Below are 23,862 nucleotides of genomic sequence, written 5' to 3'. Positions count from 1 at the left end.
GGTTCGGTGTGAACCATCCGCGGGCGGTGGGCCGTGGGCCGTGCACCGCAGCGGCGATCAGCCGAGCAGGCCCCAGTCCTCCAGGCCCTCGTACAGGGGCTTGCTCTGCGCGAGCTTCACGACGCGGTTCTTGAGGGAATCGGTGGCCTCACCGGTGGCCAGAGCGGTACCGATGATGTCGGCGACCTCGGTGAACTCGGCCTCACCGAATCCGCGGGTGGCCAGTGCACCGGTGCCGATGCGCAGGCCGGAGGTGACCATCGGCGGGCGCGGGTCGAAGGGCACGGCATTGCGGTTGACGGTGATGCCGACCTCGTGCAGGAGGTCCTCGGCCTCCTGGCCGTTCATCTCGGAGTTTCGCAGATCCACCAGAGCCAAATGCACGTCGGTGCCGCCGGTGAGGACCGAAACGCCCTTGTCGGCAACGTCGGATCCGGTGAGACGCTCGGCCAGCAGTGAGGCACCGAGCAGGGTGCGCTCCTGGCGCTCTTTGAACTCGGGCGTCGCGGCGATCTTGAAGGCGACGGCCTTCGCGGCGATGGCATGCATCAACGGCCCGCCCTGCTGGCCGGGGAACACTGCGGAGTTGAGCTTCTTGGCCCATTCCTTCTTGGCCAGGATGATGCCGGAGCGGGGTCCACCCAGGGTCTTGTGCACCGTGGAGGAGACAACGTCGGCGTACGGCACCGGTGAGGGGTGAACGCCTGCGGCGACTAGTCCGGCGAAGTGCGCCATGTCGACCCACAACAGCGCGCCGACCTCGTCGGCGATGGAGCGGAATGCCGCGAAGTCCTGGTGCCGCGGGTAGGCCGACCAGCCGGCGATGAGCACCTGAGGCTTGGCCGCGATGGCCTGCTTACGCACCTCGTCCATGTCGATGCGGTGGTCTTCTTTGCTGACGCCGTAGGACTCGACCTCGTAGAGCTTGCCCGAGAAATTGAGCTTCATGCCGTGCGTCAGGTGGCCACCGTGGGCGAGATCGAGGCCCATGATCTTGTCGCCCGGGTTGATCAGCGCCATCAGTACCGCAGCGTTGGCCTGCGCACCCGCGTGCGGCTGCACGTTCGCGAACTCGGCACCGAAGAGTTCCTTGGCACGGTTGCGCGCGAGGTCCTCGACGATGTCGACGTGCTCGCAACCGCCGTAGTAGCGGCGCCCGGGGTACCCCTCGGCGTACTTGTTGGTCAGGACGCTGCCCTGAGCCTGCAGAACCGCGCGGGGAACGAAGTTCTCCGACGCGATCATCTCGAGGGTGTCGCGCTGACGTCCCAGCTCACCGGCCATCGCTTCGGCGACCTCGGGATCGAGTTCGGCCAGTGACAGGTTGTTGACGTCGGTCATAACAGGAGTCTCCAAGGGACAGCAGAGTAAGGGGCTCTTGCAGTTTACGAGACGCGTAGTGCGCCCGGTGTCAGCGGCTCGTCGAGCAGCCTGCCGAACAGCTGGGCGCGCGCGCTCACGGTCTCACCCTGGTCGAGCCAGCCGGCGAGCAGCGTGTAGCCCTCGACGTACGTGCTGATGTACGCCCGCCACAGAGGGGAGGACAGAAACCGAAGGCTGTGCCGGGCGCGCTGCGGCGACGCGAGCGACCAACGCTCCAGGTAGGCGGCCACGTCGTCCTCGCTCTTGTGCTGATCGTGCAGCAGCAGCGCGGCATCTTGACGCACCCCCAACAGCTGACTCGACGCGGCCGAGAGGCGCTCGGCTTTGTCGCCGTCGAAACGCAGTCCCAGATCGGCGTAGATCTCCTGCGCCCACCTGCCCCACCCGTCGCCCACGATGGCACCGAGTGCGTGATCGGCCAGGCCCTCGGCCATCAGACACTGCGGGGTGTTGACCAGAAACAGCGTCTGTTCGAGCTGACCGGCGCCGACGAGGCCGGTCTCCTTGCGGCAGTGCTCGGTGTGGTGACCGGGGTAGGACTCGTGTGCGATCAGGTGCGGCAGATTGGCCATCTGCTGCTCGATGTCGGAGTTGATCGCAACTGTCGACTGGTAATCACCGAGGTAGTAGTTGAATCCCGACCACGGCTTGTCTCCGACGACCTCGTAGGTCACCTTCTCGGTGTCGGGCAACGTGTACTCGGCGCGAACGCGGTCGCGCAGCGCGGACGAGAACGCCTCGACACAGTCCTGCAGCCGGTCGGCCGGAATGACGTCGGTGCGGCGATGGGCGATCAACCGTTCGCTCAACGAGCCGGGCCCGGCAAGGACCTCGTCCATCTTGCGGTGGGCCTGCAGGTACTGGTCTTGATCACCGGGGGCGATGCGGACGTCGAAGTAGGAGTACACCTCGTCGACGAATCCGATGTCCTCGCCGGCGAACTTGCGGGCCGAGCATTCGAGAGCCCGCAGATGCACATCGAGAAACGTCCTGCGCTCGGCGCTCAGATCGACGTTGCCGAGCTCGGCGCGCAGCGTCTGTGCCTGACGCACCAGCTCGCGCGGCTCGGGCGCGGGGGCGTTCTCGGTGATCCGGCGCAACTCGGGATCGCCGGTGTATGCGTCGACGAACCCTTCTTCGAGTCGGTCGAAACCGAGGCCCAGCAACAGGTATTCGCGAACCAGGGAAGATGCGTCCATAACCGAACCCTAGTACGGCGAACGACCCCGCCCGTGCGCGATCGGCCGGGACCGAGCACAATCTGAAGCCATGCGACTTCCGGACCCATCGTGCGCCTTTTGCATACCTCTGAGGACGCAAAAGGCGCACGAGGGGAGCCGTGCGTGAGCGAGTCCAGTCCGTACGTCGAGTTCGATCGCGCGCAGTGGCGCACGCTGCGCCAGTCCACGCCGCTGGCACTGACCGAAGAAGAACTGATCGGTCTTCGCGGTCTCGGTGAACAGATCGACTTGGACGAGGTGGCCGAGGTCTACCTGCCGTTGGCGCGACTGATCCACCTTCAGGTCGCGGCCCGGCAACGGCTGTTCGCCGCCACCGCGACGTTCCTCGGCGAGAAGCACCCCGATCGTCAGGTCCCCTTCGTCATCGGCGTAGCGGGCAGTGTCGCCGTCGGTAAGTCGACCACAGCCCGTGTGCTGCAGGCCCTCCTGGCCCGCTGGGATCATCATCCTCGGGTCGACCTGGTCACCACCGACGGATTTCTGTACCCGACGGCCGAGCTCATGCGTCGAGGCATCCTGCACCGCAAGGGTTTTCCCGAGAGTTACGACAGGCGCAAGCTGCTCAGATTCGTCACCGAGGTCAAATCCGGGACCGAAGAGGTGGGCGCACCGGTCTACTCACACGTCTCGTACGACATCGTCAAAGGCCAGTTCCACATGGTCCGCCAACCGGACATCCTGATCGTGGAGGGGCTCAATGTCCTGCAGACCGGATCGCGGTTGATGGTCTCGGATCTGTTCGACTTCTCCATCTACGTCGACGCGCGTATCGAGGACATCGAGAGCTGGTACGTCAAGCGGTTTCTCGCGCTGCGCAAGACGTCGTTCACCGATCCGTCCTCGCACTTCCACCACTACGCAGGCCTGTCCGACGACCACGCGCAGATCGCTGCCGAGGATCTGTGGCATTCGATCAACCTGCCGAACCTGGTGGAGAACATCCTGCCGACAAGGCCACGAGCGACGATGGTGCTGCGCAAGGACAACGACCACGCGATCAACCGGCTGCGCCTACGAAAGTTGTAGACCGATCGTCAGATGCCGAACCGCCGGTGTCTGGCCGCGAAGTCGCGCAGTGCGCGCAGGAAATCGACACGACGGAATTCGGGCCAGTAGGCCTCGGTGAACCAGATTTCCGAGTACGCGCTCTGCCACAGCAGAAATCCGGAGAGCCGCTGTTCGCCCGAGGTGCGGATGACGAGATCGGGATCGGGCTGGCCGGAGGTGTAGAGGTGGCTGTCGATGCCGTCCACGTTGATGGAGGCAACCAGGTCCTCACCGGTGACGCCTTCGGCGATCTTCTCGCTCACCAGGGATTGCACGGCGTCGGCGATTTCCTGTCGACCGCCGTACCCGACGGCGACGTTGACGTGCGTTCCCGTCCGTCCCTCGGTCAGCGCGGCTGCTTCCTTGAGTCGGCGCGAGGTCGACGCAGGCAACAGATCGAGGGTGCCGACGAGTTTGACGCCCCAGTTCTGCTCAGGGCCGCAGATCTCCTCGACGACATCGGTGATGATCTCGAGCAGTGAGTCGAGCTCGTCGGCTTCCCGTCGGAGGTTCTCGGTAGAGAGCAGGTAGATGGTGGCCATCTCGATACCGGCGGCGTCACACCAGCCGAGCATCTCGGCGATCTTGAGCGCCCCCATGCGGTGGCCGTGCGCGACGTCGGTGAATCCGTTCTCCCGCGCCCAACGGCGATTGCCGTCGCACATCACGGCCACGTGCCGCGGATGTTGTACTCCTTCGAGCTGGCTCAACAGACGCCGCTCGTACACGTTGTAGAGAACGCCGCGCACCTTCTGCGGAATGATCACCACTTCTCAGTCACCACTGCTTCGTCACCATTGCTCCCATCACCACGGGGAATCACCTTACGCCGCCCGCTTCGAGCCGGTCGACGGTACAGTAGCGTCAGAACCTACGGTTGCGTAGGTTCTGACAGCAGTACGGAGAGGCCTCTTTCATGACGATGTTCGGACTGGACGAGGTGCCGGTCAAACCTCGCATGCGCGGTTGGATTCACCTCTACGCGTTCGGGGTGGCGATCGTCTGTGCCATCACGCTCGTCACACTTGCCTTCAGCTCGGTCTCGGTCAGCGCGGGACTGGCGACGGGAGTGTATTCCGTCACCGTCTGCGGTGTGTTCGGCGTCAGTGCCACCTATCACCGTGTGCACTGGAAGACCACGGCGTCTCAGATCTGGATGAAGCGGGCCGATCATTCGATGATCTTTCTGTTCATCGCAGGTAGCTACACCCCGTTCGCCGTGCTGGGACTGCCCGCCTCCACCGGACGCACGTTGCTGATCATCGTCTGGAGCGGGGCCCTCGCCGGGGTGGCCCTGAAGATGCTGTGGCCGACCGCCCCGCGATGGCTGGGCGTGCCGCTGTATCTGATCCTGGGCTGGGCGATCGTTCCGGTCGCGCCCACGCTCATCGAGCACGTCGGCTACGCGCCATTTCTGCTACTGCTCGTCGGCGGGGTGTTCTACAGCGTCGGGGGCGTCCTGTACGCGACCAAGTGGCCGAACCCGTGGCCGATGACGTTCGGCCATCACGAATTCTTTCATGCAGCAACGGTATTGGCGGCAATCTGCCACCTCGTGGCCGTCTGGCTCGTCCTGTTCTGAGCCACGTCAGGTGGGTCGGGACGCCTTGTCTCGGTACATCAACTCGTCGGCCCTTCGAATGAGCCGATCTCTCGGTTCGCCCACCTCCCGCACCGCCACACCCACGCTCACCGACATCTCGAGCAGTCGAGACTCGAACGGCACCGGTTCGTCGCAGATCGCCGATCGAACCGCTTCGGCGAGACTTCTGCTGTCGATTGCTGTCGGACCGCCGGTGATCGCGAAAACGAACTCGTCCCCGGCATATCGACCGACGACACTCCCCCGCGGCGACCACTGGTGCAGTCGACGGCCCGCTGCCTCGAGCACGGCGTCCCCGGCCGCATGACCGTGGGCGTCGTTGATCGACTTCAACCGATCGACGTCGACGAAGGCCAAAGCAACCGGCAGATCGGCCACGATCCATTCGTCGACGTGCGCCAACAGTGGACCCCGCCGTAGCAACCCGGTCAGATCGTCGCGCTCGGCGCGATCGCGCCAGCGAACGGTGTCGTCGACGACAGGATTGATCAGATCGAGCAATGCGACGATGAACCGCCGACCGGCGATAGTCGAGATTCCGACGTGCATCCAACAGGAGACGACCTCGCCGTCACTGCGCCGCACTCGGCGCAAGGCTCCGATCGGTCGACCGACATCGGTCGTGCCCGTTGCGGCGTAACGCTGCTCGACCGACACCGCAATCCGCTGGGCCGACGCGCGATCGCCGAGCGGCACGAAATCGGCCACCGGCCGACCCAGCATCCCCTCCACCGGACAGTCGAGGACCTCTTCGCACAGCGTGTTCGCACCGACCACCTCGTACTGCATCGAGTGGACCATGGCCGCCATCGGGACCGAGGCGACGAATGCTGCGACGGCCGAGCGCTGCTCGTCGGTCACCGCCTCGTGCACGATGCCGTCACCCACGACACTGTCCCTGGTGACGCCTTCAGTCATGACACCGCCGATCCGCTGCTGGAATTTTTCGACCGCCCCAGGTCGAAGCTCCCGCAACGATACTGTTTGTCTCTCGAAGCATCGACGAGCTTGGTCATCTCTTCAGTGCGAACGCCAGATCATCGGTAGACGTCACAGGACGGTCGCAGACGAAGCCGCGACACACGTACGCCGTTTCGACGCCGTCGACGGGTGGCCGGTCCATCAACAGCACCGACGAATCGGTCGCGCCCGCAACCACCACCGAACCACCCGGCACCAGTGCGCGCGCAGCGGCGACCAGGTGACCGTCGGGCGCGGTCGACACCGCGACCTGAATCGGTCCACGAACGGACGCCTCCGCGACGGCCAGCCAGTGCCCACCGGATCGGGGCGCACGCCCCAGAATCAACGACGCTCGTGCCAACGACGCCGCTGCCAGTTCGCCGTAGCGCGCCGACGATTCGTGATCGACCAGTGCAGCAGCTGTGAGTAATGCCTCTGCCATCGTCGACGCGCCGGACGGGGTGGCCCCATCGATCGGGTCTCGCGGCCGAGTTACCAAGGTCTCGGCGTCATCGGCAGTGTCGAACCAACTGCCGACATCGCCGGGGTCGGAGAAATGCTCGATCGCCGAATCCAGGATCGAGCTCATGCGTCCGGTCCAGACGGCGTCTCCGGTGGCCTGGAACAGCGCTGCCGCGGCCACAGCCAGACATGCGTAATCTTCGAGCACACCGGTCGCCTGGCCCACCGCGCTGCCGAGTGAGGCGCGACGGACCCGGCCCGTCTCCACATGCGCGGCGAAGAGTTGTTCGCCGCACTCGACGGCCGCGTCGACCCATCTCGGCTGTCCCAGCCCGGTCCCGGCCTCGACCAGCGCGGTGATCGCCAACCCGTTCCAGGCGGTGACCACCTTGTCGTCGCGGCCAGGCTGCGGCCTGATGGCACGAGCATCCGACAGCGCACGACGAACCCGGGCGAACCGCTCGTAGTCCTCGGGTTCGGCGGGCAACTGCAGCACCGACATACCGGCCTCGAACGTGCCTGCCGACGCCACGGCGAACAAGCCCGCCGCCCAGACACCGTCCTCGAAACCGAGGGTCTCGGTCAGTTGCTCCGGTGTCCACGCGTAGGTCAGACCCTCGACGCCCTCGGTGTCGGCATCGAGCGCCGATGCGAAACAGCCGTTCTCCGTGCGTAATTCGCGGAGCATGAACTCCGCCGTGTCCGACGCCACCCGCCGAACGAGCGGATCGTTGTCGATTCGGGCTGCGTGCGCGTAGAACCTCAGCAGCAGGGCGTTGTCGTAGAGCATCTTCTCGAAATGCGGAACGATCCACTCGGCATCGACGGAGTAGCGCGCGAACCCGCCGCCGAGCTGGTCGTAGATGCCCCCGCGCGCCATGGCCGACGCGGTGCGGCGGACGACTCCGAGGACCTCGACGTCGCCGGTGCGCTCGTAATGTCGGAGCAGACCTTCGAGCAGTGCGCCCGGCGGAAACTTCGGTGCTCGGCCGAAGCCGCCGAAGGTGGTGTCCTCGTCGGCACAGATCGCCGCGACGGAGGTGGCCAGTGTGTCGGCGTCGATCGGGCGCCCGCCGGCCGGGACTCCCGCGCTCTGCTTGCGTAGTTCGGTGACGATGGCGGCGGAGGCGTCGAACACGTCCTGTCTCCGCGTCGACCAGGTGTCGGCAATCGCGGTGAGCAACTGCTGGAACGACGGCATTCCCTGACGCGGGGCAGGCGGGAAGTAGGTGCCGCAGTAGAACGGTTCGGTGTCTGGAGTGAGGAAACACGTCATCGGCCAACCACCCTGGCCGGTCATCGCCACAGTGGCGTTCATGTACACCGAATCGAGGTCGGGTCTTTCCTCGCGATCGACTTTGATGCACACGAACTGCTCGTTCATCAACGCCGCCGTGGCCTCGTCCTCGAACGATTCGTGGGCCATGACATGGCACCAGTGGCACGCCGAATATCCGATCGACAGCAAAATCGGCACGTCACGATCGCGGGCGGACTGCAGAGCCTGCGCGCCCCACTGCTGCCAGTGCACCGGGTTGTCCGCATGCTGCCGCAGATACGGGCTGGTGGACTCGCCGAGCGCGTTGGCGTCGAGCATCAGGATTCGTCGGGTACTGAAGGTTTTGCCGAATCCGGTTTCGGCGGAGTGGAGGTGGCGATCCCGCCGCGATCGGTACCCTCGTCGAGGGCCTGATCCAGCGCCGGATCCCCCTTCTCGAACGTGGCGGGCAGCCGCTTGATCTTCTTGTTCATCGACCAGATCAGCAGGGCTGTTCCGACCAGCAGCGCCACCAGAATCACCAGCCCGATCGGCGAGGACTTGCCGAACTCGGGCCCGGTGGGCTGCTGGGCGAGAATCGAGACGATCACTGGTCGGTCTCGTCTATTCCGGCGAACAGGTCGGTCTCGGGCAGTGAGGTGGTCACCCGGGTGCGAGCCAGCTCGAATTCCTCGGTGGGCCACAGCTTGCGCTGGATGTCCACCGGCACCGCGAAGAACGATCCGTTGGGATCGATCTGCGTGGCGTGCGCTCGAAGTGCGTCGTCCCGCTGCTCGAAGTAGTCACCGACGGCAACCTGAGTGGTGATACGGCCGATGATCTCGTCCTTCTGACCGTCCCAGCGCTTGAGCCAGTCGACGAACGGGCTTTCTTCGCCGCGGTCGGTGAACCAGTCGTTGAAGAGCTGCATGCGCTTACGGATGAAGCCGTGCGAGTAGTAGAGCTTGAGCGGCGTCCAGGGCTCGCCCGCATCGGGGAAACGTTCGGGATCTCCCGCTGCCTCCCACGCCGCCATGGAGACCTCGTGGCAGCGGATGTGGTCGGGGTGCGGGTAGCCGCCGCGCTCGTCGTAGGTGGTGATGACGTGCGGCTTGAACTCACGCACCACCTTGACCAGTGCCTCGGTCGAGACATCCAACGGGACCAACGCGAAGCAACCATCGGGCAGCGGCGGCAGCGGATCGCCCTCGGGCAACCCGGAGTCCTCGAATCCGAGCCAGGTCTGCGCAACGCCGAGTACGCGAGCGGCCTCGGCCATCTCCTCGCGCCGAACCTCGTGGATGCGCTCGTGCACTCCAGGAATGTCCATGGCCGGATTGAGGATGTCACCCCGTTCGCCACCGGTGAGGGTGACGACCAGAACGTCATGTCCTTCGGCCGCGTAGCGAGCCGTAGTCGCAGCACCTTTGCTGGACTCGTCGTCGGGATGGGCATGCACTGCCATGAGCCGCAGTCCGGACACGTTCTTCCTCACCTCGGATTCGCCTGATTCTTGCCTGCCCTATAGTTCCACCTGACGCCGACAGGCCCCCAGTGGCACCCCCGAATCGACCCCGAGAGCGGCCATGACCAACGCACTTCCCGCAGGTAGATACCCGTCGGGTTCCGGCCCCAGCGGTATTCGGCGGGCCCCGAAACGTGCGACGAAGATCGCACTGGTGGCATTGGTCCTGCTGGTCGGAGTGGGCGTGGCCTACTACGGATACACGAAGTTCTCGGTCAAACCGATCGAAGGCAGTCAGCTCTCGTTCGACATCGTCGACGAGAACACGATGTCGATCCGTTTCAGCGTCACCCGGCAAGATCCCGAGCAACCGGCCGTGTGCATCGTCCGCGCCCGCTCACGCGACGGTTCCGAGACCGGCAGGCGTGAGGTGTACATCGGACCGGAGTCGGCGTCCACCACCGTGGAGATGACAACCGAGGTGACGACATCGTCCGCGCCGGCCGTCGGCGACGTCTACGGCTGCAGCCTCGATGTTCCCGAGTATTTACGCGCTCGATAGGCGAACTGCCTGTTCGTGGTAAGCTCGGGTCATACACGGCCACCGCAGTAGGTGCCGTGTATTGCTGCATTGCGGGCAGGGTTCAACTGCTAACGATGGCGACGGCTCCAGGATGTGGGCCGACCAAGGGGATCCAACCATTGGAGTCCCCTGTTCGTTGCGTGCCCTACCTGCCCAGAAACCGGAATCGATGTCGAGATTCCGACTACGAGGGAGTGATCGAGATGACCGAGACCCAGGTGACCTGGCTTACCCAGGAATCACACGACAGGCTCAAGAGCGAACTCGACCAGCTCATTTCCAATCGCCCCGTCATCGCCGCCGAAATCAACGAGCGTCGCGAAGAAGGCGATCTGAAAGAGAACGGCGGTTACCACGCTGCGCGCGAGGATCAGGGTCAGCAGGAAGCACGCATTCGCCAGCTGCAGGAACTGCTCAACAACGCGAAGGTCGGCGAAGCACCGACCCAGTCCGGCGTCGCACTGCCCGGATCTGTCGTCAAGGTCTACTACGACGGCGACGAGTCCGACACCGAGACCTTCCTGATCGCCACTCGCGAAGAGGGTGCCCGCGACAGCAAGCTCGAGGTGTACTCCCCCGCGTCGCCGCTGGGCGGATCGCTCATCGACGCCAAGGTCGGCGACACCCGTCAGTACACGCTGCCCAACGGCAAGACCATGAAGGTCACGCTCGTCAGCGCGGAGCCGTACCACACCTGAGTCGGCACATTTTTCGCCTGCACCCCTGGTCGCTCTGCGGCCGGGGGTGCAGTCGTCGACGCAGGTCAGCACTGCCGGTACACGTACTCCGGATCGGTCGGAGCCACCAGGTCTCGGTCTCGAAGAATCGTGACGGACGGCCGATCTTGTCGCGTGCACAGCTCCTCGAACGACTCCGGGAGATTGTCGGTGTACTCGATGTCGTACACCCGTGAGCCGTACGCCTCGATGTACGAGCCGCATTCGTCGTACGCAAGGCACTCCTCCGCCACAGCGAAATCGAATCCGACGTCCTCGCGGATCCGACCGGCTCCGTCCGGGGTGTTCTTCTGCGCGATCTCCATGCCCGACGCGTGTGCCCGGTCCGCGTAGAGGCGCGCCAATGCCATGACCGAATCCTCGTCGATCAGGTCCGGAAATCGGGTCCAGGTGTCGAGGTTGTCGATTTCCACGGCGCTGAATCCCTGTGCCGCACAGGCGTCGATGACGGGCCCGAGAACAGTGTCGATCTCTGCCCGCTTCTGGGCGGTACTCGGGTCGAGGATGTTCTCGTCCGGCCATTCCGGATCGATCACCGCCTCGCCGTCGCTGTCGGTCAGCAGTAGTTCGGGGTTCCACGCGGAACCGGGCTGCGTCTGAAAGCCGTTGACGTAGCAAATCGAATACGCGCCGGGCAGTGGCTTCGCGGTCGAATCTCGGACGACAGTATCGACACCGCCCTCGGTCTCGTACGCTGCACCGAGCTGGTAGTCGAATCGTTCGGCACTTGCCGGGTCGGAACTGCATCCCCCGAGCGCCACCGCAGCGGCCAGCGCGCATGCCCATACCGCCGCAGTGCGCATCAGGCAGTCATCGTCTTCTGGTATTTGCGTACCGACAATGGCACGAACACCACGAGCATCACCACGATCCAGATCAAGGTGTAGAGCACGGGGTTCTGCAACGGCCACACTTCCGCCGGGGGTGCCATCGGATTGGTGTTGCCGAATTGCTCACGCACCGCCAACGTCACCGACGAGATCGGGTTCCATTCCGCGATCGTCTTGAGCACGCTCGGAAAATTGTCGATCGGCACGAAGGTGTTCGCGATGAACGTCAACGGGAAGATCACGATGAACGACGCGTTGTTGAATATCTCCGGCGAACGTACGGTCAGGCCCACCAAGGCCATCACCCACGAGATCGAGTACGCGAACAACAACAGCAGCACGTACCCCAGCAGCGCATCGAAGAACGACGACGTGATGCGCCAGCCGACGATGAGTCCGGTGATCGACATGATCGTGATGGTGACGATGTTGTTGCCGACATCGGCCGCTGTGCGCCCGATGACCACTGCCGATCGTGCCATCGGCAACGACCGGAACCGGTCCATCACGCCCTTCTGCAGATCCTCGGCCAGCGAGGACCCGGTGAGCGAGGACCCGAAGATCATGGTCTGGACGAAGATACCGCCCATCAGGAAGCTCTTGTAGTCGATTCCCGGAACGTCGATCGCACTGCCGAAGACATAGGCGAACAGCAGCACGAACATGATCGGCGACAGTGCCGCGAAGAACAGCAGATCGGGAACTCGCTTGAGCTTGATCAGATTTCGCTTGGTGATGATCGCGGAATCTAGGAGAACGTTGCTCATTTCTCTTCCTCCGCCGTCTCGGGCTCTCCGGTGGTCTGACCGGTCAGACTCAGGAACACATCGTCGAGGTTCGGCCGTCGCAGACCGACATCGACCACCTCGATCCCCGCGGCTTCCAGGTGACCGAGAGCCGAGGACAGATCCTTGGATCCGCCGTTCACAGGCATGACGATGCGTCCCACCTGCTCGTCGAATGTGGGCGGCTCCACGCCGAGCGGAGTCAGGATATCTTTGGCGCGATCGGCCTGAGAGCGATCGGTGAGCACGAATTCGACTCGCTCGCCGCCGGTTTGTGCCTTGAGTTCGTCCGCCGTGCCGCGGGCGATGATCTTCCCCTTGTTCAGCACGATGATCGAATCGGCCAGCCGGTCGGCCTCTTCGAGGTACTGCGTGGTCAACAGAATCGTCGTCCCGTCGCGGACCAGGTCCGCGATGAACTCCCACATGGTGATTCGGCTGCGAGGATCCAGTCCGGTGGTGGGCTCGTCGAGGAACACCACCCGCGGTCGACCGATCAGGCTCGCCGCGATGTCGAGCCGTCGTCGCATACCGCCGGAGTACTGCTTGGCGGTGCGGTCTCGTGCGTACTCCAGGTCGAATCGCGCGAGCAGTTCGTCGGCGCGCTTCTTGGCCTCCGCCTTGCGCAGGCCGAACAGCCGCCCGACCATCTCGAGGTTCTCGTATCCGGTCAGATACTCGTCGACGGCCGCGAACTGGCCGGTCAAGCCGATCGTGCCGCGAACCTCGTTCGCCTGCGTCGACACGTCGAGTCCGAAGACCCGCGCCGAGCCGGATGTCGCCTTCAACAACGTGGCCAGAATACGGACGGCCGTCGTCTTGCCGGCCCCGTTGGGTCCGAGCACACCGAGCACCGTCCCCTCGGGAACGGTGAAATCGATCCCGTCGAGCGCGACGTTCTTCCCGTAGCGGAGTACGAGGTTCTCTACTTCGATAGCGTTCGCCATGGCCCTCTCCCCGTTTCTTTGTCAGTCGGTATAGGGACCGAAGAACACGTAGAGATTAACCGGTTTTGATCGGACCCGGCGTCCACAGGCCCGAACGCTGCACCTCGGTGGTAGTGATCTGCGCCGGCTCGGCCGTTTCGTCGTAGGGGAAGTACTGCTCGATCGATCCCCAGTCGCGGTCCCAGTCGTTCTTCAGATACGACGGGATGGTACGCGCCGAGGCGACGATGTCGATCCACCCGAGCGGGCCACCGCCGTAATGGTCCTGCCACGCATTGGTGATGACGGCACCGCTCCGGTCCGGGAGTACCCGGTACTGCGGAACCTCGGCCACGCCGAGGCGGTGATCGAACGGATGCTGGCAGGGAAAGTTGAAGCCCACCTCCCAGTCCAACATCACCGGATTCTCACGGCCGACCACCTCGTTCAATGTCTGCGTGCGCGGTACCCGCGGCGGAGTGATCGCAAGCCACTGGTCGGAATCGCGGTCCGTATCGGCGAGCACGAGGCGAATCATGTCGCTGCCGGTGGGGATCTGGTCCATCGGAACCCTCAGGTTGCGCCAGGACGGCGTCGGGCCGATGTCGATGGGCGTCACCCGGCCCTGTGCGCGACCGTCGATTCCGTACTCCAGTTCGAGGCTCTGCCCGTAGGTGACGATGCCATCGGAGTTCACCGAGCGGATGCGTCCAGCAGCGGCGATGGAGATCAGGTCCCCGCGGTCCTCCGGCAGCGCGTACCAGCCGGTGGTCAAGGCCGCGGGGGTATCGGATCCGAACGAACCGAGTACCGGGACGGTAGCCGGGTCCAAGCCGAACGGCAATGCACTGCCGCCGGTTCCGGCTCCGGTGGTCGACGTCGGCTGCTGTTGTTGTTCCGTATCGACGGTGTTGGAGGTGCCCGACGCCGATGCTTCCTCGTCTGCGGTGAGGTCGCCCGCCACCCCATCGGGGCTGAACCCGTCGTTCTCGGCACCCAGTGCGGCGAATGCGTCTCCGCTGACCGGTTGCAACACATCGGCATCGGGGTCGGTTTCGAGCAACACGTCGTCGGCAAGACCACACGTGTTTCCGGCCAGCGCCGAGAGGTTGGATTTGGCTACCGAATACGACGGCCACTGTGCCACAGCGCCCTTGGCCATGGATGCGACGGCCAACAGCACCATCAATGCTGCCGCGACCGCGATCGGCGGCACCGACCACCAGCGCGCCATCGGCTTGTCCATCCGCACGTAGGGCGCGCGAAGATGGAACCACACGGCGGCAAGCAACAACAGCACGGTCAGACCGAGGAACATCGTCGAGATGCCGAGCCCGGCAACGAGAATCGGCTTGTCCCAGAACGGAACTCCCCATGCCGAGACGTACCAGTACCCGTTCGTTCCGGTGAAGGCGAGGGCCAGCAGAAAGGACACCGACGCAGCGAACAGCAGTCGGTTGCGCCGTGAGCGCAGTACCGCCGCGCCGGTCGCCACGGCCGCCAGTACCGCGAGCGAGGCAGCGAGGCCGGCGAAGACGCCGAAATGGTGGGTCCACTTGGTGGGGGTGATCATCATCAACGCCATCGCCCCGACGGTGATTCCGACGATCCGCCGCGCCGGACCGGTTGCGGTGCCGGGGATCTTGCCGCCCTTGCGCAGCATCGCCACGACCACCGCGATCAGCGAGACGAGCATGACGAACACCCCGAACCGGCGCGCGAGCGAGCCGTCGATGTCCATGTTCAGCAGCCACTGATAGCGCAGGTACTCGTCGAACCAGGCCTGGCTCGGGCCGGCCGCATTGTGCACCCGCTGCATCTCGAGCATGCCCGCCACGGTCTGGTTGCCGAAGGCGAACACCAGCACCACCGTGCCCGACGCGATCAGCGGGGCCAGCAGGGTTACCGCGCCCAGGGTTGTGTTGCCGAACTCCCGAGCGCGGGCGACGACGATCTGCAGCACCGGCCGCGCTCCGGCGATCAGCGGAGCGAAGCAGATGAAACCGGAGGGGCCGCACGTGACCGTCAACGCCGCGATCACAATCGCCGTGGCCGCAGGGAGCAATCTGCGGGTCGCGATCGAGCGCTCCACCGAGCACCACGTCAGCAACACACCGAGCGCCACGAACGGCTCCGGGCGCAGGCCGTTGTTGTACGGCAGCCAGAACGCGAGCAGCACCAGGCCGCCGCTCCACAGCGCGGTCTTCGACGCGCGAGCAGCAGCACCGAACCGCGGGATGACCTCGCGACTGATGACGAGCCACGCGACGACGGCGCAGATCAGCGTCGGCAGCCGCATCCAGACGCTCGCCGTCGAGACGTGCGAGAGGAGGGTGAACATGTCGTACAGCGGTGTGCCGAAGGGTGTCTCGGGCACACCGAAATAACGGAAGTAGTTGGCCATGTACCCGGCGTGATCGGCCGTGCGGGCCATGCCGAGCTGGTAACCGTCGTCGGAGGTGTTCGCGCCGATCAGGTGCCACACCAGCAGGGTCCCGATCACCACAGCGTCGACCGCCCCGAAGCTCCACCAGCGACGCGGCAAGAACCGTCGGGCACGCCGGCCGTCGGACAGGTCCAGGCGATGCAGGGCCACCAGCGAGATGCCCGTGGCGAGTACGCCGACGATCATCGCGAACCACTTCAACGCACTGGGAGTCGAGGAGAACCTGCTGTCGAGCTGCGAGGTCGAGGTCAGGCCGGGGACCTCGCCGCGAAGATCGCTGAACACTCCGACCAGCTGGGGCCGGACGTCGCCCTCGCGCGTCGCGGTGTCGGCACCGGACAGTCCGACGGTCGTCGACATGTTGTTCGACGAGATGGTGAGGGTGCAACCGGTCAGTTCCGATACCGGCTTTTCCAGCAGCACCGAATCACGCAACGTCACCTTCAGGTTCGGCACGTCTCCACCCGTGACCTCGGCGACCAGACCGTAGCGATAGGCGTCGGGCGATCCCTTGGGCGAGGTGGACAACAGCAATCCGCCGTCGGGAAGTTGATCTGTGGCGTCACACGGAATGCTCGCGTCGAGGCTGATCGGGGTGTAGCCGACGAGCGGAGCTTCCACTTTGCCGATCGGGTCGGATTGCGGCCACGTCAACGAGGACTGTTGCTGCTCGATCGGCAGCAGCGGGATCGCGATCGTCAGCAGGATTCCCAGCACAGCGGAGATGATCGCGACGAGCCGAGCCATGCAAATATCTCCCACTGATGTCCTGGTCCAAGTCGTTGATCAAAGTACCAGTCGGACCTGTGTGGACCGGGCCGTCAGCTTTCGACCTGCACCGCATATCCGGCCGCACCGAGAGCATCGAGCACCGAACCGCGGTGATCGGGGCCACGGGTCTCGACGGTCAGCATCACGTTGACTTCTTCCAGTCCCAGGCGTCCGCCGGTACGGGAGTGGACGACGTCGACCACACTCGCCCCCGCGTCGCGCACCACCCCGAGCACACCGGTGAGTCCGCCCGGCTTGTCCGAAATGGTGACCCGCACAGCGAGGTAGCGTCCTCCGGCGCGGAGACCGTGGGTGATGACGTGCGTGAGCAACAGTGGGTCGATATTTCCGCCGGAGAGAACGGCACACACCGAGCCGGTCAATCCGAGCTCCTCCGCGGAATGCGTCATCAGCGCCGCCACCGCTGCCGCGCCTGCGGGTTCGACGATGAGTTTGGCTCGCTCGATGCAGAGCACCAGCGCCCGCGAGAGGGCGTCCTCGCTGACGGTGACGACGTCGTCGACCCATTCCAGCACATGGTCGAAGGGCACCGAGCCGGGCAGACCGATGGCGATGCCGTCGGCCATCGTCGACATCGACTCCAACGCGATCGGGTGTCCCGCCCTCAGTGATGCGGGCCATGCGGCAGCACCTTCGGCCTGCACTCCGACGATTCTGATGCCGGGCTTGGTCAGCTTGACCGCCGCGGCGACACCAGCCAGCAGACCCCCGCCGCCGGTGGGAATCACGATGGTGCCGACATCGGGCATCTGCTGCAGCAACTCGGTACCGAGGGTGGCCTGACCCGCCACGATGTCGAGATGATCGAACGGATGAATCAGGGTGGCTCCGGTACGTTCGGCGAACTCCCTCGCCGACGTCAGCGCCTCGTCCACCGTGTTTCCCACCAGATGCACCGTCGCGCCGTATGCCTTGGTGGCCACCAACTTCGGTAGTGACACCCCCACCGGCATGAACACTGTCGACTCGATTCCCACCTGGGAGGCCGCCCACGCGACACCTTGAGCGTGGTTGCCGGCGCTGGCCGCGACGACTCCGCGCGCGCGTTGCTCGGCGTCGAGCCTGGCGATGCGGTTGTACGCCCCGCGCGGCTTGAACGACCCGGTGCGCTGCAGGTTCTCGCATTTGAGGCGCACCTCGTGGCCGGTCAGGTCGGACAGAATCCGCGAGGCGACCACCGGTGTCCGGCGCATGACCGGTTCCAACAACTCCTCGGCCGAGGAGATATCCGACGCAGTCACCCGCACAATTTCCGACACGATCGAAGTATGCCAGGAACAATTACTACTGCGACGGCATCGGCGGTGGGTCGTCACTACAGTTGTGGAGCGCGAACCGCAATCGAGCGGGCCGCGAACGGCAGAAGGATCTCGGTGACGACGCAGGCTGCATCCGACGACGGTGTCGATACCGACCCCGATTCTCGCGGCGGCCTGGAAATAAAGGATCGGGCGATATCCCGGACCGCCATCGCGGCGGCCTTGAAGGATCCTCGTGTCACCCGCACCACCGGTGGCATGTCGCGACTGACCGGGCGAGAACTCCCGCGGGCCGACATCACTCTCGGCGACGGCACGATCGCCGTCAACCTCTACATCGGCGTGACGTGGCCGTCGCAGATCACCGAGGTCAGCGAGGCCGTACACGCGACCGTCGAAGCTGCATTGGCGACGATGACCGGACTGCACGTGCATCGAGTGAACGTGCTGGTATCCGAGACCATCCTCGATCGCAGTACCGATCCGACCGCTGGTGTGCACGTGGCACAGACCATTTCACCCCGCCCACCCACTGCCGGTCCGGCCGCGATGCCGGTGGCACTGTTGTTCGGGTTCGCCCTCCTCGGCGTGGCCTTCGTTGCCGGTCGCGAATTCTTCATTGCACACGGAAGCATCGGCGGCAGCCCGTGGATCGCCGACGCCGTCTCGTGGGTCGCCGAATTGCACTGGCAGAGTTGGATGATCGCCGCCGCTGTCGGTTCTGCCGTCATCGGATTGTTCCTGGTGTTCATCGGAGTCAAACCTCGCACGAGAACTCATTCCGGCCTGGGCGAATCGTCTTCGACTGTCTGGGCCACGCCCACCGACATCGCCCGATTGTGCAGTGCTGCAGCGCAGTCACACAGTCGAGTCTCGGTCGCACACACAGTCGTCACGCGCAAGAAGATCGAGGTACGAGTGGAGCGTGATGCGGCATTCGATGTCGACGGTATCGACGCTGCTGTGCGCGAAGCACTTGCGCCGGTTGTGTCCGTCGCCTCGGCCGGACGACGTCTGACGGTGAAGCACTCGGTCGCACAACCGACGAGGGTGTCGTGATGAAGACACTCGTCGCCGGGGTGGATCGACTCCTGGCCGTTGCCGCCGGGCTCGTCCTCCTGGGAGCCGGCGGCTTCGCCCTCGCCTGGCACTACGACGCTCCGTGGGCACGAGAGACGTTGTCTCGCTTCGATCGTGCGCGCATTGCGGAATTGCCGCAGCAGGGTTGGTGGGTGCCGACGCTGGTGATCGTCGTCGTAGTGGCCGTCGTGGCGGCGCTGGGATTGTTGATCGGCAACTTCTCTCCGCGTCGAACCGGGACGGCGAGTGTCATCGAGGAGCCACATTTCTCGGCGCACGTGGACCTGAGCGCAATCGCATCGGGCGTCGCGGCAGAGTTGGCAGAATTCCCCGGTGTTCGCCGAGCTCGCGGCACGGCGATCGACGACCGCGGAATGCCCACTATCGCCGTGTCTGTCTACGCTGCAGCAGATTTCGATGTGGTCGCGTTCACTTCCAGGGCCGAATCCCGCGCCGAGTTCGTGGCCGAATCACTCGCTGGTACGTATGTCGCCACCCGCGTTCAGTTGCACGTCGATCGTGCCACTGCGCCGCAGTGATCCGGTCGACTGCCGCTTGCCGACGCCTCTCCCGGTTGGGATCAATGTCCCTTTGTTGCAATCTGACCGACTGAAACCCACATCGATCCCAACCAGAAGGCCTGAGCCGAGGCTGCGCGCGAGGTCTAGCCGACGGCCGCGCCTTCGATGACCAGCACCTCTGCCAGCCCCGCTCGGAACTCCTTGTTCGTGACAGCGGCGTCGAGCATATGCGGGGCCTCGCCGTGAGCCGCCAGCGCTTCAGCCGATTCCCAGTGTTCGAGAATGACGAACCGCTCCCCCGAGTCGAGAACCCGGTGCAGGTCGTACTGCAGGCAACCCGGTTCCGCGCGAACCAGAGGCGCCAGCGCGGCGAATGCCTCGACCTGTCGAGCGCCGAGGCCCGCCTTCGTCTCCACGGACACAACGAGTCTGATTGTCATCGCCGAATGATAGTGCCTGCGGCAGTGGTGTGGATACGTCTCGCCGGGGGTACCTAGGCACTTACAGCCGCGGGTCGACGGGTTCCGATTCCAGTGCCAGGACAGCGAACACCGCCTGGTGGATGCGATAGAGCGGCTCACCGCGTACCGACCGATCCAGCGCTTCCATTCCCAGCGCGTATTCGCGTAGGGCCATCGACTGCTTGTGTCCCACGTTTCGGTTGCGCAGTGCAGTCAGTCGATCCGGGTCGGTGTAGTCGGCACCGTAGATCAGCCGCAGGTATTCTCTGCCGCGAACCTTCATGCCGGGCTGCATCGTTCCGCGCGGAGCATTACCCGCGGGTTTGACGACCATGCCCTCGCCGCCTTGTGCCGTCAACTCCTCCCACCACTTCTCCCCTGCTGCAATCGAATCAGGCGAAGAGAGATCCACCTCGATCCGACGGGTGGTGGCGAACACCTCGGGAGCGGCGACTACCAACCGATCGGCCACATCGAGGTGCCACTGATGCGCACGATCCGCATACGTCTCGACGTTGGACGCCAGCACCTGAAACGGCGCGATCCGAACACCGTCCAATCCGTCCGTCGGCCAGATGTAGCGCCGATAGGCATCGGTGAACTCGCCGAGGTTGTGCTGGCGCAGTGCGTTCTCCTCCTGTAGTTGTTGCACGGCCAGACCACGAGAGTCGGCCCGAGCGAGCACGGCGGCTTCGGCCTCGAGATTCGCCCGAGACACTGCTGCGACCGCGGCGTACTCGGTCTTGATCAGGCCCTCCGCTTTCGCAGACCACGGCATCAGTTCGCAATCGAGAATCAGCCAGTTCGAGCCCAATTCGTCCCACACACCGGCCTTCTCGATCGCGTCGGACACCCCGGAGATCAGCTCACCGGTGAGCGACTCGTCGAACGCCGGTCTACCGGTTCGCGTGTACGCGGTGCCGAGCACTCCCTCCTGAGCGTCGAACTTCTCCCGAGCGGTATCGGCGTCTCGACACACCACCACGACCACCCGCGAGCCCATGTGCTTCTCCTCGCAGATCACCGTCGACGCACCGAGCGCCCGATAAGCTTCGTACGCCTCGGTCGGATACTCGAGGTAGCCCTCGCGCTCAGACGTTCTACTCGGTGCCATGGTCGGCGGCAGATAGTGCAACCATTGCGGCGCCAATGCGAACCGACTCATCACTTCCAGTGCGCCCGCGGCATTCTCGGACCGAACAGACACACGCCCACGCAATGACGTCTCGACACCCGTCGGCCCGATCACGTCGGACAGATCGAGCGACGCGGCATCACGAGTGAACGCGCCCATCGGTCGCGCTGGCTCGTACCACACCTGCTCAGCCGGCACCGAGACGATCTCGCGCTCCGGATAGCGCAGCGCCGTGAGCTTCCCACCGAAGACGCACCCTGTGTCGAGGCACGCAGTGTTGTTCTCCCACTCCACTTCCGGGACCGGCGTGTGCCCGTAGAGCACTGTCGCCGAGCCGCGATAGTCCTGGGCCCACGGATACCGCACCGGCAGGCCGAATTCGTCGGTCTCGCCCGTGGTGTCGCCGTACAGTGCAAAACTTCGAACCCTGCCCGACGCCCTGTTGTGGTACTTCCCGATCAGACCGGCGTGGGCAACGACGAGCTTTCCGTCGTCCAGCACGAGGTGCGCGACGAGCCCGTCACAGAATTCGAGGACCTCCCTGCGGAAGTCTTCGGATTCGGCTTCGAGTTGCTCGAGGGTCTCGGCCAGACCGTGCGATGCGGTCACCTTCCGCCCCCGCAGTGCCTTGACGAGCTTGTTCTCGTGGTTGCCCGGAACTGCCAGCGCCGATCCGGCACCGACCATTCCCATCACCAGCCGCAGTACACCGACCGAATCGGGTCCGCGGTCGACGTAGTCGCCGAGGAACACCGCGGTACGACCGGGCGGTGGCGTCGCACCGACCGCCCGACCGGCCTCGTCGCGGTCGAGCGTGTAACCCAGTGCATCGAGCAGGCTTTCGAGTTCGGCAAGACAGCCGTGGATGTCGCCGATGACGTCGAACGGTCCCGTGAGCACGCGGCGATCGCTGCGGAGCGGCGTCCGAACGAACTGCGCCGACGCCACCGCCTCGACACCGTCGAGTACATGGACCGCGCGAAAACCTTCTTTGGACAGGCCGCGCATCGAACGCTGCAACTGAGACTGCTGGCGGCGCAATACGTCTCGTCCGAACGTCCTGTCCGTGCGCTCCTCGTTGCGCCCCGCACACACCGATTCCGGCACATCGAATACGACGGCAACCGGGAGCACGTCGTGTTCACGAGCCAGCGCGATCAGCGCCTTGCGCGCAGCCGGTTGGACGTTCGTAGCATCGACGACGGTGAGCAGACCGGCCCGAAGCCTGGTCGCGACAAGGAACTCCAGCACCGCGAACTCGTCCTTGGTTGCGCTCTGCAGATTGGGGTCGTTGCTGACCATCCCACGGCACGCGTCACTCGATACCGTCTCGTACGGGCCGAAATGTGATGCTGCAAAGGACGACTTGCCGGAACCGCTGATGCCGACGAGCACGACGAGGGAGAGATCCGGAATGTCGAAAGCACTCATCGGTCCTGCTCCTCTCGGGTGAATACGGCCATCTGGGTTGGAGTCCCTCGGTTCTCGTCGACCGGCCCGATCCCCTCGATACGAACCGAATAGGCGTGGGCGTCTGCCACCGACGATGTCCACTGCTGATATTCGGCGCGGGTGAACTCGAATCGGTGATCGACGTGCCGGAAGGCTCCCGGTTCGAGGCCTGGATACAGCACGTTGTACTCCGAGTTGGGTGTGGTCATGAGCACCGTTCGGGGCCGGGCATCACGAAAGACCGAGCGCACCAACGCCGGCAGCCGATCGAGGTCGACGTGCTCGATGACCTCCATGAGCACCAACGCGTCGAATCCCTGCAACCGCACATCGCGGTACGTTGCCGAAGACTGGACCAGTTCGATGCGTGCTCTCTGCCGATCCGACATATCCTCCACACGCAACCGGCGGTGCGCCTTGGCGAGTGCACGATCACTCACGTCGGCACCGAGGATGCGGTCGAAGGTGCTGTTCACGAGAAGTTCCCGCAGTAGACGGCCCTCGCCGCATCCCAGGTCGATCACCGATTTCGCGCCGGCCACTATGAGCGCAGTCAGGACGTCGCGTACTCGCTGCTCGGCCAACGTCGGATCCCGCGGTGCCGTGTCGCCCTGTGGCGCGTCGGGAACCAGTCGGTCCAGCGCCGAGGCCACGAGTTCGCGGCGGTGCGCCAGATAGCGGGACGCGATCAACGACGACTCAGGGTGATCTCCGAGCCAATCCCCCGCTGCTCGAACGAGTTTGTCGGCCTCGTCCTCGCCTACCCAGTAGTGCTTGGAGTCGTCGAGCACAGGGAGAAGCACATACAGGTGCCGCAGGGCGGCGGACAGAGTGAACATGCCGGTCAGTGCGAGGTCGATGTATTCGGAGTCGCCCCACTTCGGCTGCGTCGGATCGAGCGGAATAGGCGTCGCCTCGACCTTCCACCCCAGTGGACCGAACAGCCGCGACGCGAGATCGGCGGAACCACGCGACGGTGCGGCAGGCAGCGAAATGGTCAGATCGATTGCAGCAGAGACCAGTTCGGTCCTTGAGGTGCAGACGCCGGCGAGGGTCTGCTTGAACAGTCTCGATAGAGCTACCGCAAGGCCTGACGCCGCATTCCCGTCCAGCAGGACGGCAACAGTCGTGCGCTCGGCCGAGACTTCTGGGTACAGCACCGTCGTTCTCCCCATCGGCAGGTCGCGGGTCTGCACGCGATCGGGGTGCTTGTGCAACAGATACCCGATCTCGGAGGCGTCCGGGAAATCGGTTGTCGCATTTGCAGTCACGGTCAGTAGCACCGCTGCGACGTTACGGGACGACTGCGCCCGATGCGTCCGAATTTTCTCTCGTCCGCCCGTCTCTCTCTCCCCCCAGTCCGCGGGAGCGGCGCACGCAAAAGCGGCACCCACCCGAAGGTGAGTGCCGCTTGTGTAGTGCTGGGTGAAACT

21 protein-coding genes are annotated in these 23,862 nt (G+C 64.7%); 6 read left to right on the top strand and 15 right to left on the bottom strand.

Translation table 11 applies throughout. The annotated features are described in order from the left end of the window. Window positions 1-57: 57 nt before the first annotated feature. Entirely contained in the window at window positions 58-1,341 is a 1,284-nt protein-coding gene (gene glyA / locus RHODMAR_RS10195) for a serine hydroxymethyltransferase (protein ID WP_008714095.1), read from the bottom strand. A 44-nt stretch (window positions 1,342-1,385) separates the two neighbouring features. After that, a complete protein-coding gene (locus tag RHODMAR_RS10190; protein ID WP_008714093.1) occupies window positions 1,386-2,582 on the bottom strand; it encodes a hypothetical protein in 1,197 nt (398 codons plus the stop codon). A 99-nt stretch (window positions 2,583-2,681) separates the two neighbouring features. Here RHODMAR_RS10190 and coaA point away from each other — a divergent pair, with 99 nt between their 5' ends. Continuing rightward, window positions 2,682-3,650: a type I pantothenate kinase gene (gene coaA / locus RHODMAR_RS10185; protein ID WP_442970046.1), complete on the top strand. Its 969-nt coding sequence runs from the start codon at window positions 2,682-2,684 to the stop codon at window positions 3,648-3,650. Between the two features lie 8 nt (window positions 3,651-3,658). On the opposite strand, the gene RHODMAR_RS10180 is transcribed toward coaA, so the two are convergent. Further along, entirely contained in the window at window positions 3,659-4,441 is a 783-nt protein-coding gene (locus tag RHODMAR_RS10180) for an isoprenyl transferase (RefSeq protein WP_008714089.1), read from the bottom strand. A 146-nt stretch (window positions 4,442-4,587) separates the two neighbouring features. Here RHODMAR_RS10180 and trhA point away from each other — a divergent pair, with 146 nt between their 5' ends. Beyond that, window positions 4,588-5,253 carry a PAQR family membrane homeostasis protein TrhA gene (gene trhA, locus RHODMAR_RS10175; protein WP_008714087.1) on the top strand — a complete coding sequence of 222 codons (666 nt, stop codon included), beginning with the start codon at window positions 4,588-4,590 and terminating at the stop codon, window positions 5,251-5,253. 6 nt (window positions 5,254-5,259) lie between these two features. On the opposite strand, the gene RHODMAR_RS10170 is transcribed toward trhA, so the two are convergent. From RHODMAR_RS10170 to mca, 4 genes are all read right to left on the bottom strand, one after another. Next, window positions 5,260-6,192: a GGDEF domain-containing protein gene (locus RHODMAR_RS10170; protein WP_008714085.1), complete on the bottom strand. Its 933-nt coding sequence runs from the start codon at window positions 6,190-6,192 to the stop codon at window positions 5,260-5,262. Window positions 6,193-6,286: 94 nt separating this feature from the next. After that, window positions 6,287-8,296 carry a thioredoxin domain-containing protein gene (locus RHODMAR_RS10165; protein WP_008714083.1) on the bottom strand — a complete coding sequence of 670 codons (2,010 nt, stop codon included), beginning with the start codon at window positions 8,294-8,296 and terminating at the stop codon, window positions 6,287-6,289. Next, window positions 8,296-8,568, bottom strand: a complete 273-nt coding sequence (locus RHODMAR_RS10160) for a hypothetical protein (RefSeq protein ID WP_008714081.1) — start codon at window positions 8,566-8,568, stop codon at window positions 8,296-8,298. The genes RHODMAR_RS10165 and RHODMAR_RS10160 overlap by 1 nt, the downstream gene beginning before the upstream one ends. Then, window positions 8,565-9,440 carry a mycothiol conjugate amidase Mca gene (gene mca / locus RHODMAR_RS10155; protein WP_008714079.1) on the bottom strand — a complete coding sequence of 292 codons (876 nt, stop codon included), beginning with the start codon at window positions 9,438-9,440 and terminating at the stop codon, window positions 8,565-8,567. Before mca ends, RHODMAR_RS10160 begins: the two co-directional genes overlap by 4 nt. A gap of 103 nt (window positions 9,441-9,543) precedes the next feature. Here mca and RHODMAR_RS10150 point away from each other — a divergent pair, with 103 nt between their 5' ends. Continuing rightward, on the top strand, window positions 9,544-9,984 hold the full coding sequence (locus tag RHODMAR_RS10150) for a DUF4307 domain-containing protein (protein ID WP_008714078.1): 441 nt from the start codon (window positions 9,544-9,546) through the stop codon (window positions 9,982-9,984). A gap of 224 nt (window positions 9,985-10,208) precedes the next feature. Then, the gene (gene greA, locus RHODMAR_RS10145) at window positions 10,209-10,703 is read left to right on the top strand and encodes a transcription elongation factor GreA (protein WP_008714076.1); all 495 of its coding nucleotides are present in this window, start codon (window positions 10,209-10,211) and stop codon (window positions 10,701-10,703) included. 65 nt (window positions 10,704-10,768) lie between these two features. Here the strand turns inward: greA and RHODMAR_RS10140 are convergent, their stop codons facing one another. The 5 genes from RHODMAR_RS10140 to ilvA form a co-directional block, all read right to left on the bottom strand. Further along, on the bottom strand, window positions 10,769-11,545 hold the full coding sequence (locus RHODMAR_RS10140) for an endo alpha-1,4 polygalactosaminidase (protein WP_008714074.1): 777 nt from the start codon (window positions 11,543-11,545) through the stop codon (window positions 10,769-10,771). Next, a complete protein-coding gene (locus RHODMAR_RS10135) occupies window positions 11,545-12,339 on the bottom strand; it encodes an ABC transporter permease (RefSeq protein ID WP_008714072.1) in 795 nt (264 codons plus the stop codon). Before RHODMAR_RS10135 ends, RHODMAR_RS10140 begins: the two co-directional genes overlap by 1 nt. Further along, window positions 12,336-13,304: a daunorubicin resistance protein DrrA family ABC transporter ATP-binding protein gene (locus RHODMAR_RS10130; RefSeq protein WP_008714070.1), complete on the bottom strand. Its 969-nt coding sequence runs from the start codon at window positions 13,302-13,304 to the stop codon at window positions 12,336-12,338. The genes RHODMAR_RS10135 and RHODMAR_RS10130 overlap by 4 nt, the downstream gene beginning before the upstream one ends. A gap of 55 nt (window positions 13,305-13,359) precedes the next feature. Continuing rightward, complete coding sequence (locus tag RHODMAR_RS10125) at window positions 13,360-16,476, bottom strand: arabinosyltransferase domain-containing protein (protein WP_008714068.1); 3,117 nt, start codon at window positions 16,474-16,476, stop codon at window positions 13,360-13,362. Window positions 16,477-16,550: 74 nt separating this feature from the next. Next, on the bottom strand, window positions 16,551-17,714 hold the full coding sequence (gene ilvA, locus RHODMAR_RS10120; RefSeq protein WP_269744625.1) for a threonine ammonia-lyase: 1,164 nt from the start codon (window positions 17,712-17,714) through the stop codon (window positions 16,551-16,553). Between the two features lie 180 nt (window positions 17,715-17,894). On the opposite strand from ilvA, the gene RHODMAR_RS10115 reads away from it, so the two are divergent. Further along, a complete protein-coding gene (locus tag RHODMAR_RS10115; RefSeq protein WP_008714065.1) occupies window positions 17,895-18,839 on the top strand; it encodes a DUF6286 domain-containing Asp23/Gls24 family envelope stress response protein in 945 nt (314 codons plus the stop codon). Next, window positions 18,839-19,399 carry a hypothetical protein gene (locus tag RHODMAR_RS10110; RefSeq protein WP_008714063.1) on the top strand — a complete coding sequence of 187 codons (561 nt, stop codon included), beginning with the start codon at window positions 18,839-18,841 and terminating at the stop codon, window positions 19,397-19,399. The genes RHODMAR_RS10115 and RHODMAR_RS10110 overlap by 1 nt, the downstream gene beginning before the upstream one ends. Window positions 19,400-19,524: 125 nt before the next feature. Here RHODMAR_RS10110 and RHODMAR_RS10105 read toward each other — a convergent pair whose 3' ends face one another. The 3 genes from RHODMAR_RS10105 to RHODMAR_RS10095 all read right to left on the bottom strand — a co-directional run bounded on the left by RHODMAR_RS10105 (window position 19,525) and on the right by RHODMAR_RS10095 (window position 23,700). Next, window positions 19,525-19,821: a putative quinol monooxygenase gene (locus RHODMAR_RS10105; protein WP_042938652.1), complete on the bottom strand. Its 297-nt coding sequence runs from the start codon at window positions 19,819-19,821 to the stop codon at window positions 19,525-19,527. A gap of 61 nt (window positions 19,822-19,882) precedes the next feature. Continuing rightward, a complete protein-coding gene (locus RHODMAR_RS10100; RefSeq protein ID WP_008714059.1) occupies window positions 19,883-22,408 on the bottom strand; it encodes a polynucleotide kinase-phosphatase in 2,526 nt (841 codons plus the stop codon). After that, window positions 22,405-23,700, bottom strand: a complete 1,296-nt coding sequence (locus tag RHODMAR_RS10095) for a 3' terminal RNA ribose 2'-O-methyltransferase Hen1 (protein ID WP_232433618.1) — start codon at window positions 23,698-23,700, stop codon at window positions 22,405-22,407. The genes RHODMAR_RS10100 and RHODMAR_RS10095 overlap by 4 nt, the downstream gene beginning before the upstream one ends. Between the last annotated feature and the right edge of the window lie 162 nt (window positions 23,701-23,862).

The sequence above is a fragment of the Rhodococcus sp. AW25M09 genome, from assembly GCF_000333955.1.
Classification (GTDB): domain Bacteria; phylum Actinomycetota; class Actinomycetes; order Mycobacteriales; family Mycobacteriaceae; genus Rhodococcoides.
The sequence above is the reverse complement of the archived record's forward strand: the minus strand, read 5'-3'. Positions and strand labels throughout refer to the sequence as shown.

Excerpts from the sequence above, each read along its gene's own strand:
- RHODMAR_RS10170 (WP_008714085.1), bottom strand. The coding sequence starts at position 6,192 with ATGACTGAAGGCGTCACCAGGGACAGTGTCGTGGGTGACGGCATCGTG.
- trhA (WP_008714087.1), top strand. The coding sequence starts at position 4,588 with ATGACGATGTTCGGACTGGACGAGGTGCCGGTCAAACCTCGCATGCGC.
- RHODMAR_RS10190 (WP_008714093.1), bottom strand. The coding sequence starts at position 2,582 with ATGGACGCATCTTCCCTGGTTCGCGAATACCTGTTGCTGGGCCTCGGT.
- RHODMAR_RS10165 (WP_008714083.1), bottom strand. The coding sequence starts at position 8,296 with ATGCTCGACGCCAACGCGCTCGGCGAGTCCACCAGCCCGTATCTGCGG.
- RHODMAR_RS10135 (WP_008714072.1), bottom strand. The coding sequence starts at position 12,339 with ATGAGCAACGTTCTCCTAGATTCCGCGATCATCACCAAGCGAAATCTG.
- RHODMAR_RS10105 (WP_042938652.1), bottom strand. The coding sequence starts at position 19,821 with ATGACAATCAGACTCGTTGTGTCCGTGGAGACGAAGGCGGGCCTCGGC.
- RHODMAR_RS10130 (WP_008714070.1), bottom strand. The coding sequence starts at position 13,304 with ATGGCGAACGCTATCGAAGTAGAGAACCTCGTACTCCGCTACGGGAAG.
- RHODMAR_RS10110 (WP_008714063.1), top strand. The coding sequence starts at position 18,839 with ATGAAGACACTCGTCGCCGGGGTGGATCGACTCCTGGCCGTTGCCGCC.
- ilvA (WP_269744625.1), bottom strand. The coding sequence starts at position 17,714 with ATGCGCCGGACACCGGTGGTCGCCTCGCGGATTCTGTCCGACCTGACC.
- glyA (WP_008714095.1), bottom strand. The coding sequence starts at position 1,341 with ATGACCGACGTCAACAACCTGTCACTGGCCGAACTCGATCCCGAGGTC.
- RHODMAR_RS10125 (WP_008714068.1), bottom strand. The coding sequence starts at position 16,476 with ATGGCTCGGCTCGTCGCGATCATCTCCGCTGTGCTGGGAATCCTGCTG.
- RHODMAR_RS10150 (WP_008714078.1), top strand. The coding sequence starts at position 9,544 with ATGACCAACGCACTTCCCGCAGGTAGATACCCGTCGGGTTCCGGCCCC.
- RHODMAR_RS10100 (WP_008714059.1), bottom strand. The coding sequence starts at position 22,408 with ATGAGTGCTTTCGACATTCCGGATCTCTCCCTCGTCGTGCTCGTCGGC.
- RHODMAR_RS10140 (WP_008714074.1), bottom strand. The coding sequence starts at position 11,545 with ATGCGCACTGCGGCGGTATGGGCATGCGCGCTGGCCGCTGCGGTGGCG.
- greA (WP_008714076.1), top strand. The coding sequence starts at position 10,209 with ATGACCGAGACCCAGGTGACCTGGCTTACCCAGGAATCACACGACAGG.